The sequence below is a fragment of the uncultured Chitinophaga sp. genome (genome assembly GCF_937898475.1).
Classification (GTDB): Bacteria; Bacteroidota; Bacteroidia; order Chitinophagales; family Chitinophagaceae; genus Chitinophaga.
Genome location: NZ_CALEJS010000029.1, coordinates 46,000 through 58,842, shown reverse-complemented (window position 1 = coordinate 58,842; position 12,843 = coordinate 46,000). Strand labels below are relative to the sequence as shown.

Annotated in this window: 5 protein-coding genes; all 5 read right to left on the bottom strand. The window is 52.1% G+C overall.

What is annotated here, in order from left to right; genetic code table 11:
- Nucleotides 1-6: 6 nt before the first annotated feature.
- The 5 genes from Q0577_RS19315 to Q0577_RS19295 are packed head-to-tail and all read right to left on the bottom strand — an operon-like array spanning nt 7 to nt 12,731.
- Nucleotides 7-4,236 carry a hypothetical protein gene (locus Q0577_RS19315; protein ID WP_298739198.1) on the bottom strand — a complete coding sequence of 1,410 codons (4,230 nt, stop codon included), beginning with the start codon at nt 4,234-4,236 and terminating at the stop codon, nt 7-9.
- 6 nt (nt 4,237-4,242) lie between these two features.
- Nucleotides 4,243-5,172 carry a hypothetical protein gene (locus Q0577_RS19310; RefSeq protein ID WP_298739196.1) on the bottom strand — a complete coding sequence of 310 codons (930 nt, stop codon included), beginning with the start codon at nt 5,170-5,172 and terminating at the stop codon, nt 4,243-4,245.
- 1 nt (nt 5,173) lies between these two features.
- Nucleotides 5,174-6,592, bottom strand: a complete 1,419-nt coding sequence (locus tag Q0577_RS19305) for a hypothetical protein (protein ID WP_298739194.1) — start codon at nt 6,590-6,592, stop codon at nt 5,174-5,176.
- 12 nt (nt 6,593-6,604) lie between these two features.
- Nucleotides 6,605-11,482: a DUF6603 domain-containing protein gene (locus tag Q0577_RS19300; RefSeq protein WP_298739193.1), complete on the bottom strand. Its 4,878-nt coding sequence runs from the start codon at nt 11,480-11,482 to the stop codon at nt 6,605-6,607.
- Nucleotides 11,466-12,731 carry a hypothetical protein gene (locus tag Q0577_RS19295; protein WP_298739192.1) on the bottom strand — a complete coding sequence of 422 codons (1,266 nt, stop codon included), beginning with the start codon at nt 12,729-12,731 and terminating at the stop codon, nt 11,466-11,468. The genes Q0577_RS19300 and Q0577_RS19295 overlap by 17 nt, the downstream gene beginning before the upstream one ends.
- Nucleotides 12,732-12,843 lie beyond the last annotated feature (112 nt).

The following is a 12,843-nucleotide window of genomic DNA, read 5'->3' as shown; positions in this document are numbered from 1 at the left end:
ATTTGTTTATACTTTTTTGGCTAATTGCAGCCAGCCCTCCAGCAGCATCTGTGGTGAATAACCATATTGCACGGCGTCGTTTACGGCGTCCGGTTTAAGAGGGGTGGCAATCGTAGCGGCGCCCAGGGGTTGCAACCAGGACCACTCATATCCCGCTACTGCGGGCGTCGGTGCTACCAGGCGCTCCTGCTCCTTCAGCAAAGGATGGGTAAAGAAGGTGACCGCCAGCCGCTGCATGATCTGCGCATACTGATCCGGCGGTACCTGTAAAGATTGTACGGGTAATATACCGGTGGTGGCATTCACCGCAGCCCGGGGATCAATCAGCATGGTCACTACCTTTGCAGGCGCATTCAGCTTAAGCTGCAGGGTTTCCGGGCCCGGCCGCAACACGCCGTGCGCACCGGCTTCGGGCGCAGTGGGCGCATAAAATGTACCGGTATCATTACCTTCCAGCTGGTACCCTATCAGGCCATCACCGGCTTTCACCAGGTCGCCCAGCCTTACGGCAATATTCACCTGTCCTGCATTCGCGCTGCTGAATGCCTGCCTGTCGGCATACTTCGTACGCCCGTTCAGGATATCCTGCGGATAAGGATCTGCAGGATGAATATCCGCCTGGCTCAGGGGCAGCACCGCTCCCAGCGTTTCAATAGCGATCTGCGCCCTGGTCAGGGCCAGGGGCCTGCCTATAAATACACCCAAGCTGGCATTGGAAGCAAAATCGGGCGTATTCATTAAATGATCCGATGCCAGTATAGCGCTCATCAGGTCCTGCAGGAAAAGGTAATCCCTGGCATTGATGAACTGCATAAAAGCAGCCACATGTACATTCACATGCAGCAGGTCTTTTGCAAGATCGTTTTCCGGGTTCAGGCTGTTGCCCGCACGGGTACGGTATTTCAGCGTATTGTGCTCAATGCCGAATGATCCGATGGGCGCGCCGCCGGCGTCATAAAAGAACAGGCTGTTATCAAGGTGATTAGGTAAAACCCAGCCTGCAATGGGAGAAGTGGCAGGATGGCTGCTCATCTCCACAACCTCCTCCGCTGTTCCGGGCACATTATTGTGGGAGGCCGACAGCCACCTGAACCAAAGCCGTGTTGATTCCAGGATTCTTGGCGGGAGATATACCATCGACGGCGTATGCGCCTTATCGGCGGGCATACATTGCAGGGTAAACGAGGGTATCACTTCCAATGGTACGTCCTGATCGGAAAGATCCGTATCTATCTGCAGCCTTTGACCGAAAACGTCTACGATCTCCAGGGACTGTACCTGGAAAAAGCCAGCCCTTAGCGGACCATATTGCAGCCTGGCCAGTTCGCCGCCTGCAACAGGCGCCAGGCCGTTAAAGGCAAAGTCATACCAGTTATCGTCTGTATCAGACTGACTGGCATTCGTATGCAGCTGCGCTGTTACCGGGTCGCTGACAGCAGTCAGATTCTGTACGGTGATCTTCGGGATGCGCTTCTTCAGGATCTGCTGCCAGTTGAATCCATCCAGCGACTGCGAAATATAGTTGCCCGCTGCATAGCTGTCTGCTATCCTGTTCAATACGGATACAGCCGGATCTTTCGGGTGCTGCTGTACATATTTCCTGATCTGTGCAGCCAGGTTCATCGCCGGCTTTTTTGACAAGGCAACGGCGCCCTTGTATCCTGTCACAAAATTTGCCGCCGTGAAATTCACGGGTGCGCCTTCATTCACTTTATACTCATAATCGATCGCATTGCCATCCAGCACAAAATAATCGCTGAGGTTCGTTGCCGTATAATTTACACCGTCGGTATTGTTCTTCTTAAGCGGTTTGAAATTCACATGCCATACCAGGTAAACAGGCATAAAAGGATCTACCCTGTCTGCAGCCAGGTTCGGCGCCAGCTGCTGCGCATTCCAGGCCACTGCGCCGGGCAGCAATCCCGCATGGGTCTCGTTGGTGAATTCAAAGGTGACAGCCATTGGCGCGGTGATAGTCTGCGTTGCATTTTTTACCGGCTGATCCGCTTGCCTGAGCAGCTGGAAAAGACCGCCGCTGTAAGAGCTTTCCAGCGGACTGAAACCTCCCTGCGCCATGCGCAGTGCAGCGCTGAAAACGGTGCTGTCTGGTACCGCGGGATTGCCTGCTCCTCCCTTAGCTTTCAGGCAGACTGCGATCATGTCCGCCATCATCGGCGCCAGGAAACAGGCTTCTGTGATCAGCGCCTGTACTTCAGCAGCATAAGGCTGAAAAGCGCTTACAACAGGTACGCCGCTTAAGCTGCTGCCAGTGATAGTAAATTGCACATTGTTATAAGTGATCTGCAAAACGCTGAGGATCGCAGGGCTCAGCCGCACATGCGTTAAAGGACCTGTTCCGTTGCGGCGTACAGGTACGATCTTATCGCCCTCCAGCACCAGTACAGGATCAGTAGGTTTATAGAAGGGCGGGGCCGGCGCAATGGCCAGCTTCCAGCCTTTCTGCTCACTTACTTTATTACTGACCGCCAGAAAATTATTATATACTGCCTCCGCATAAGATCCTGCTGCTGCGGGCGCATTTTTTATACCGCTGATCTGCCCGGAAACAGGATCATAATCGTACTGCAGCAGACCTGCCTGCCTGCCCAATGTCACCACTTCATTGATCGCTCCTCCGGAGCTGGTGAGCAGAAAAGCAGACATCTTATTGAAATCGATATTCGGATCTTTCGCTTCCACATTCATCTTCACATAACGCAGCCAGTCCATGAACAACTGCTTTCTCGCCGTATCCAGCGCAGCCCTTCCCTGGTCATATTTTTTCTGCGCCTGGTTCAGTAAGGAAAGCTGCGCCGCCAGCTCCGGCGGAAGGGTAACCGTTCTGTCTGTGTTGGGCGGCATTTCCGGATTTTCCGGCTGCTCCTGCTGCACCATCCAAACCTGTCCGCCGCTTACTTTTTCATAGCCGTTGTTATGCAGTATTTCATCCAGGTCAAAGATGCTGTTGATCTTATTCTCCATGCTATCCAGCAACCCCAGCTGGAATGCGTTCAGCAGGTATTCGTAATTGTTGAGCAGGTCAGGATCGCCGGTACTATTGTTCAGATCATGCTTCACGAGCGCTGCTACTGCTTCCGGGGTAGTATTACCTACCGCTACCTTCACCGTATTGTCTTTCCAGATAGCAGAAGGGGTAAGCGCAGTTGTAGCGCTCAGGAAACTCTTGTTAACGGCGTTCGGTGAAAGTTTCCAGACCACTTCCTGGATAATGCCGCTACACAGCGTATGTTCAGGCAGGGCAATCGTTTTGATGGAACCATCCGTATTAAATGTACAGGCAATATCATCGGTGTTCACTGCCCAGCCAAACTGCTTTTCCATCAGCTGTGCAAACACGGCGGCGGGTGTAATGTCCATTTTTACCTGCTGGCTGTTGTGCTGGTTCAGCAGCTCCTGGTATTGTTTTATAACGCTTGCCTGCAGGCCTGCCAGGGGCTCGGCGCCTGCTTCGTTGATCCATCCCGTTACCTGGTAAGTTACCTTAAACTGTATGTTCTCATTCTTTGTGATGGCGCTGAACACATCCGGCTGATCCAGGAAGCGGTCCCAGAAACCAAACACGCTGTTACATTCCGGGTAGTAGGCAGCAAAACCAGGGCCTGCAAAACCTACGGATGTCAGGTAATGATGGCGGCCATCCTCCCGCTTATAAGCGGGAAGATAACTGGCAGCGGGTTCAGTGGCGGGCGACCACGACGCATAATCCAGCACACGGCCCATGTACATAAAGGGCTGTTGCGCACCCTGCTGACCAGTCCCTGTCACCGGAACCGGAACGGCTGGCCGCAACAGCTTATCAGGATCTTCCTGCAATACAGGTGACAGGTAATCGCTTTCTACAATAAAGCTGTTGGTACGCAGCTCACCATAAGCGGCTTTGTGCTGATCATACACCTGCAGGAACCTCGTCACCAGCCAGCGGTTAGGCGCCGCAGGAAAAACAATATCAGCGCCATCCGGCGGCTGTACGCCTCTTCTGAAATAATCCGGCAGCTCCCAATGCAGGTGAACGCCCATTCCCAGGTTGTTGGCGGGTTTTGTCTGCGATTCCAGCGGCAGCAGGATTTTGTCTCCCGTACTCGCGCTGTGCAGCCTTTTGGTAAAAGGCAATTGCTCAAAGGCCGCTATACGCCCTTTGAAATTGCCTACCACCGCGCTGCTGTCCACATTATTCACTCTTATAGCGGATATATTCAAGGGAACTATTACATGCATAGATTATTATTTTCTGATAAAGGAAACTTTTCCCACCCCTTCCGTCATTTCAAAACCCATTTCGGAAGCATTCACCGGTACTTTACTTCCGGGTGTTTTCGAATCATCATTGTTCTTCAGATCCGAAACAATGTCTGCCAATGCTTTCATGTTTAATGTGCGGTGATCGCTGGTCCTGAAACAGCTGCTGATATCTTTTTTTACAGGATCCTTGCCGATGGTCACCTCACTGCCGCTGACCGCAAATTTCCGCAGTACTTTTGCCGCGGCTGTTACACCATCTTTCACTGTATATTCATCTATACCGTAGTGCAATTGTTCAGGTGCTTCATGCAGGTCTACCTGGTAAGCGTCTCCAGCCACCAGGCAGATCATGGTATCTGCACCGGCGCCCAGCGCTTCAAAGCGCAGTATCTTCAGCGGCAGCGGCTGTTCAGGCGTACTGCCGGCTCCATACACATTCACGCCCAGCCCGGGATAGCGGCTCACGAGTGAAGACCGCAGCAAAAAACCGGATACCACCTCCCATTGTACGGGCGCAGGCTTCCGCCCCAGCAGCGCTGGCCTGATGATGGCAGCGGCATTTTCTGCCTGGCTTTTTACGGTGGCAAAAGTGGCCCTGTCCTGGTTAGCGCTGGCAGAAGCGGCGGCGTTCGTAAGGTTACGCCCTATGGAATAGGCGCCGTCCAGCATCGCATCTATCCAGTTCATATCCAGGTAAAAGAAACGGATGGATTCGGGTGGCAGCATCGCTTCATCCGGTACCAGGTAATTGAATGGCACACCATACAACAGGCGCAGCCTGCCCAGCCATTTGTGCAGGTTATCAGGCAACTTTACCTTATCTTCTTTCAGCAGGTCCCGGATCGCCTGCGGGGAAGAGAATACCTGTGACAGCTGCTGCTGATACGTGTGTTTATGTAGCGTGTATCGCATATTATTTTTGTTGTTGTGCTAAAAGATGGATGATTTCCTTCAGTAGTGAAACGCGCCCGCCGCCATCTGGCTCCATGTTAAATCTTTCCCACAGCAGCTCGTCTTCAATGGCCGCCACTACCTGTTGTGTAAGTCCCTGTTTCCAGTTATACAGGGCAGTGGAAAAGCCGGCATCCTGCAGGGCGATGAGCCGCCCCAGCGTCCAGGCAGCGGCATAAGACGTATCGAGCATACCCGTAGTAGGATCAAAGATGGTGGCTTTATCCGGTGAGCTCACCGGCACTTCCACCCTTTCCTTTGTAACCAGGTAGGGCGTTAGCGGCCCGCGGTACCACGATACGGTTTGCTCCCCGGTACGCAGCGCCTGGTTCAGCGGCACATATCCCATTTTGAGGGCATTCATCACCAGGGTATTGCTGCCCGCATAAGGTATGCAGAGATCAGTGCCCACAGTGCCAGACCTGTTCAGCGCCATGGCGCTGTCGTCAAATTTTGCCGGCTGCCCGTTTGAAAAGAAAACCCAGCTTTGCAGCGTTGCCAGGCGTATACATCGTGTATCCGTCGCAGTATAACCCGCAGGAGGCGTGCCGTCATCAGCAGGCAGATAATCCTCCAGCCCTTCCAGTGATACCAGGAAAGTATAGGATTTCCTGCCATCCTGGGGCAGACGGTTTGAAAACACAATGGAAAAGGCGCCCACACTTTCTCCCTGGTCACTGATCCCCTGGATAGTACCTTTATTATCCAGGCTTACCTTCCGCACATGCGCGGTATAATGCAGATCCTGCAGGCTGGGGGTAATTTTCCAGAATAAGGGCAAAGGCAGATCAATCACCCTTACCGCATCTGCTAAAGTTTCACCCGGATCCAGTGCTTCGGCGTTGGCTGCTTTACTGAAATATGAAAAATTGCCGGGCGCTAATGTGCTCTCTTTTACAATTGCCTGCGGAAAAAGATCGCCGATCGTAGCAGTCACCGCTTCCAGTTTCAGCGAGGGAAAAAGGGACAGGTCATCTTCATCCAGCACCAGTACGGCCAGCCAGGTGGGCAGGTCTGCATCGGTATCCACTCCCGGGTTGGTGGCAGACACCGGATCTGCATTGGAAGGATAGCGGCTCCATGGAAATGTTGTTTTCCTGAAAACCACATGCGGCAGTACGGTGTCAAAATCCCCGCTGGCATTATCCGCAGGAAACAGCGAGTAGATCACGCTGGCGGGATCGCTGAGCGAGAAGCGGTCTCCTTTTACCGCAAATGTATAGGTATCAGACAAAGTGTCTTCACTCAGCGGCGTATTGTCGCTGCGATTTACATGTTGTGAAACGGTGAGCTGGTAAGCGCCCGCTTCAAGCCCGGGAAGATCATGCTGGATGAAGGTCACTTTTTCATGCAGCATGTCCGGTCCGTTATGCTCCGGCATTTTCAGATGTATTTAGTATTGGAAAACAGGATCTGCGCCCAGCAGTTCCACCAGGGGCCAGTCCGTTAACTGCGTCTTTGCGGCAAAGGTGTCCAGTGTTACCTCCGCTGCTGAACAGGTATAGAAATTATGCTGTACAAGGTCTTCAAGTATTGCGTTCCGCTGCGTTTGTACCCAGGCGTTATTAAGGGTGTTCAACACATATCCGCTGTTCACCGGCAGCTCCGGCGCAGCTCCGCCAGATACGCTGATCTGCAGCTTGTCTGCAGAACCGGCCTCCGTTTTTACCGTATAGCGGGTATCTGCCTGCTGCCGGTTATAGCGGAAGTCCCTGCTATAGCCCTGCTGGAAGAGCAGGGATACCAGGTCCACATCTTTCACCGCTGCGGGCTTCCTGGGTATAGGCTGTATGCTGAAACCCGTGAGCGTGAAGGGTACGTGAGCGGCATCATCCGGACTTTTATCCTTCTGCTGCTTTGCCCACAGACCCGCTGCGCTATGCTGCAGCACCGGCTTCAGGCGGAAAGCGTTCACCGGTTCACTGTACCTGCCGTCTGCTCCTTTTTTGGAGATCGTGATGTTGTGACAGGAGGCAATGTTGGCTGCACCCATCGGACCGATATGCAGTTCCGTATTCCATACCTGCTGGTCCTTATCAAACACCTTCATATGGTCCAGGGCCAGGTAAGGAATGCTGATGCCATCGGTATCATAGCTGGTTTTATCATTGGGGATATTGCCCTGCGGGGCGGGATGGCCTGCAGCATTAAGGTTGGCATAGTTAGCCGGAATGGTGCTGTTGGTAATGATGTTAAAATGACCGGCGTCCAGCACCCAGTCAAAGCCCGCCACATCTTTTTGCAGCAGGCCTTCCGCTACGGAGGCATTGATAATATTGGCAGGCGGCGCATCTTCCTTCAGATCGCTCAATGCCGTAAGCCTGGCTGCCTGGCTGCCGCCCGGCAGGAACATCGTTCTGAAAGCGCGCCAGCCCACAGGGGCAGGCAATGCCCTGGCTGCGCCAAATTGAATGGTGAAGGAGACAATGTCAAGATCCACCCGTGCTTCTCCGCCAAACTCAGGGCCCCATATATCCAGCTCCGCACCTACGTGTACGCTTAGTGTATAGAGCCCCAGGTCTGCAGACACGCCGATGGAGATATAAGCGCCCGCTTCATAATGGAAGGGCGCCCATGCAATGAGGAAGTCCACCCCGGCCATCAGCCAGGCTTTTATCGCGCCGGACTGCCAGGTGGCCTGTAATTGCAGGCCCGCCATCACCATCGCCGGCGTAAGTGCAAAGTACGCTTGTCCCAGCGCCTGGAAAGGCCCCAATCCAAATGACATGGCCAATCGCGGCACCGTGGGGTAATGATCGGGCTTTACAAATGCGGGATGGTATCCTCCCACGGACACCACAAAGTCGCCCTGGTGATCCCCGTTCAGCCATATATAAAAAGCAAAGCCGCCCGATAGCTTTACAAAACCCCCATAGATATACGAAGACGGCGACACCCTTCCGTCTACGGCGATAACGCCGGATGATGGCGAATAGGTAGCCAGGATATCGATCTCAATATAGGCCATCGGTTTGGCCGCATTGGTGGGAATGGTCATGGAAGCAGCGCCGATAATGCCTATCCGCAGATCCACACCAAATGCCACTGTCGCCAGCACAAAAGCGCGGATCATTTCAAAGGAAGTGAACTGTATGCCCGCCGCTATCCAGTACTGACCCGGTTCAGGGTGGAACAGCGCCTTCAACGCCGGCAGTACATGCTGCAATGCTTCGCTGGGAGAACCGCCCTGGGCGGGCGCATTATCGGGCAACAGCGGGCAATAAGGCAGCTGGTCTATGCCCGGTAATACCAGGCTGCTGTTGATGCCGAAGCCGCCGGCAAAGCCGGTGATGAACAGGAACGGCGGGCCACCCAGCGGCACATCTGCTTTTGCATAAATAAAAAATGAGGGCGGCGTAGCACCGGGCGCGTAACCGCCAACCGCTTTCAATCCAAAGCTGCCCACCTTGACGAAGGCTTCGCCAAAAAAGCTCGTTAGCCTGGTTTCCGGATCGGGATACTTCATGAAAAAACCACCCAGCTCAAAACCCGGTTCTTTGATGCCGAGCCGCAGGCCCTGCAGGTCAAAGCTCACCTTACCGCCATTGGATTTTCCGTTCACGGGCATGGGAAAGGTCACAGACAAGCCCTCCACGTCCAGGCTGAAACCGCCGAGGGCCAGCGCGGCAGACAGCCCTATCGTAGCGTCTCCGTTGCTGTAGTTCAGCCCCACCTGCTTCAGCGACAAAGGCCCGAAGGTTTTATTGATATCGATCCATGCTACGGGGGAAGCTGTTGTTGCCGCTGCGGGTGCAAAAGATGCCTGAGCAGCCGTATCGCCCGTGCGCACGGGTATAGGCATGGCGCCCAGGGACTTTACGCTGGCTGGTTTGGTTGCATGATCCAATGTGCCGAATGTGGCCGTCAGGTTGAAGCCCGCTTTCGCCAGTGTGGCCGGCGTAGCGTTGGAAGCCAGCTTACCGGGGCCCGCTACTTTCGGCGCCTCAAAATATAATTGCTGCCCGCTGCTGAGTTGCGCGTTGGTATAATAGAATCCCAGCTGATCGATGGCCAGTTTGCTGATACCGGGCAGCCTGCCTACAAATGGCAATGCTTCCAGGCTGATCAGATTGCCCAGCGCTACACCCAGCACATAAGCGGGTTTACCGCCCACCATGGCAGGCTGCGTATAGCCAGCATCGTAGGCCGTCTTATTAGTGTATACAAAACCAATATCAAGATCTGATCCTGCTATCTGCAGGCCAAGATCTCCTGCCAATGCTACCTCCACCGGTTTTGCATCTGTTTGCTGCACTACAATGGCAAAGTCTTTTGCTTCCGCATCCAGCTGCAGCTCTTTAGGGATCATCACATCCACCCCCAGGGTATTGGAAAGGCCCAGCAGCAGATCGCTTAATGTAGGCGCCACGGTAGCCTTATAAGTACCCGTGAAGGTAACTACTTTTGCAGGAGTGGGTTCTTCGCGGGTCTCTTCCGTAATGACCACATCAAATTCAACGTTCACATTGGGCGCGGCATAGGTGGCTTTGGCATCAAACTCCTTCGTCAAACTATTATCGCTATGAGTAAGGTGAATGCCAAAGTTGAGGTCCAGCCCGGGTATCGCCTTGTTCCCTATGCCGATGGTAAAACTGAAATCACTGTTCTTTGTCTTATATTCTGCTGTCAGTGACTTCACCATCCAGCTGGCAATAAAGCCAGGTAATGGCCTGACAGCGCCACCGGTTGGGAAGCCCTTATCTATGCGCTTACCTATCTGCGACAGGTCCTGTCCCTCTCTTGTGAGATTCACGCTGCCACTTAATATCCAGCCATCGCCGGTGGCATAATCTCCTTCTATGGACAATGAGTAATCGTCAATTTCCAGGATGGAAGCAGCCTTAAAAGCGGTCTTACCTTCTTCATTGCGTTCAACCTTAAACAGGAGGCTTTTCAGCGCAAATACAAACGGTTCGTTAAACATCTTCCAATCGCCTTCCACGGTAATGCCTCCGCTGTACGTATATTCATTGGGTTTAGCCAGGGGCATGGTGAAAGACACATCGAGTTCATCTATCTCGAGGTCGGGCAAAGGTGCATCTGCCGTTCCGTTGAACAAACGGTAAGCGTCTTTAATGGTCACCGGTTTTGCCAGGCCGCCGTAAAATGAAATGGCTTTGTTTGAAAAGCCCGCCTTCAGTTCCAGCCAGCCATCCACCGTGCCCGCAAATTCTCCGGAGATCTTCGCTGACGATGTGTCGGTTCCGGGGATGATATTGAAATGGACATTGATATTTTCAAGCGAATGATCCCCCCAGAGTTTCCATTTCTCATTGGCAGACATGCCTATTTCCACAGAAAAGGAGTTAATGCGTTTTTTTTCGGGGTTCCAGGATACACAGATGTCTTTCAGGTGGATATCGCCTGGCGACTGAACCTTGAAACCGGGCACGCTTAACTGGTCAGGGGCAATTCCCAGCAGCTGTGCGATCTCAGACAACGCGCCACCGATGGGAAGGTCCATTTGTGCATTAAGGATAATATTGGTAGACAGGTCTCTTACATTGGCCTCCAGCAGGATCAGTTCTTCCTTGAACTCAAGCAGGCTGCTGATCGTCATAAAATTATCCGCCTGCCAAATTTTGTCGAAGAAGTTGAACACCGGCACCGAAAAGAACTTCAGTGTGGGGCCGTGTAATTTCAGGGGGCCCAGGGAAGCAATGTCTTCACTGGTATCAATGGTTAGTGTCATGGAAGGAACATATTGCATCACCGTTTCCGTAGTGGTGCCCTCCATACCTATTTTTCCCCATACGGGCGGTCCTTCCAGGCCCGGTAACAGAATTTTGACCAGGTTGAGCGGGGCAATGTCCAGGTCCAGGTTTCCTTCAAAATAAAAGCCCTTAATGGCCTCATCTGCATCACTGTCGTAACTGGACCAGTAAAGCTTAGGCGCTTTTACAGGCAACTGTTGCATCAAAGCTGAGCCCAGGTCCGGGAAACCGCTGCTCAGCTTCCAGCCGTCCTTTCCCGCCGCAGCGATGGACAGCTGGGGATGATCCCCCACGAACCTGATCACTACCTGGTTCATGTCAAAACCATCAAAGGCCCCGCTCCGGCCCGTCCCGGAGAAGGTGATGATGCCCTTTGCGGGGTCAAAGTGATAGTTGGCCAGCTGTACATTTTCTATGTTTACCTTCCCCCCCTGCCGGGTAAAATATTGCTGCAGGAGAGGTGTTAATGTGGTATCATTATCAAATAAGTCAGGGGATAATTCTACATGGGGGAGCTGGGATTGTAAATGGGAGTTTATATCAGCTATTGTGATCATAGGTTTGCTCAAAAATTATTGTATTATCTATTTTAACCCGGGAGGTATTTCCTGTTTCTGCAAATTGGATAGTGCCGTTTGAGCCGGTGGTAAACAAGCCTTTTTTGACGTCTAATATCTGCACTACGGGATTGTCCTTTTCAAAGCCATATATAAAGTGATCGCCTGCGGCTGCCAGGTCTTTATCGATGTACTCCCGTAAGATGCCCATTTTCGGCAGGCTATGTTTTGTCGTATTTTTACCGCCTGTACTCCCCACTGCCCGTTTTAGTTGCGGGAGCGACCGTACAAAGGCCCTGCAGGAAGAAGTGGGACTACCATGGTGGCCAAAGCGCAGGGTATCCACTTTCTTCAGGATTTCCGGGTAGTGATTTACCACGAACTGCTCTGTTATGGCCGTTGCATCGCCCATGATCAGTATCCTCCTGCCATAACATTCAACAGATATTACCAGGCTGCGCTTATTATTGCGCGTTCCGTTTTGTTTCATTTCCTTCAAGCCCTTGATGGCCGCATCATTATTAATGAACTTCGAGCCTAGCCACACGCCTTTCACATTGGCAGCCAATATAGAGAGCTTAAAGACCACCTCGTCATTTGCCATTTCATAATACAATACAATCTCACCGGTATTAGCATCTACGTATTCGTATCCTATTTCGTTGGGCGTACCGGTATTGCTCAGTACATCGTTATTCAGGCGTCTTGTCACCACAATGTTGTTGTTAACTTTCTTTTCCATCTCTCTCAGCTCAACAAATTTTGCCGTATAGCCCCCTGTCAATTCACAAATAAATTGAGATTGCGGATAGTAGTTCTCAAATTTATCCGTACCTCCGTAATATACTTTGTTGATCCTTTGCACATAACCTTTCAGGATGATCTCCAGCTTATTGTAGTGATCCTCATCGGGATGGGTCAGCAACAGTATATCGATAGTGGAGCTATTGTTCAGAAATAACTGGCTATTAATATTACTACGGATGATCTCCTCGATTGTTGTGCCCTTTAGCTTGTCGATTTCAATATCCGAAGTGGAAGCGGTTCCAAGGTCCACCATGATCGTTTTCCCGGATGGCGTGGTGATCAGCGAACAATCTCCCATTCCCATATTTACAAACTGAATATAACATTTTCCGTTACCAGCGTATTCACCATCATCTGTCGGAATGATTACCCGGGTAACAAAATTTTTCTGCGCTATCCACGATTCTTCCATGTCTCCATGTGCCTCCACCACCTGCTTCATATTTTTATCAATCGCAATTCCCGCCTGGCGTGCATTAATATGCAACTCCCTTAAATGATTCCTATTTTCTTCATTATCTACGAATTCTCTGAGAGCCAGGAGACTTTCGTAC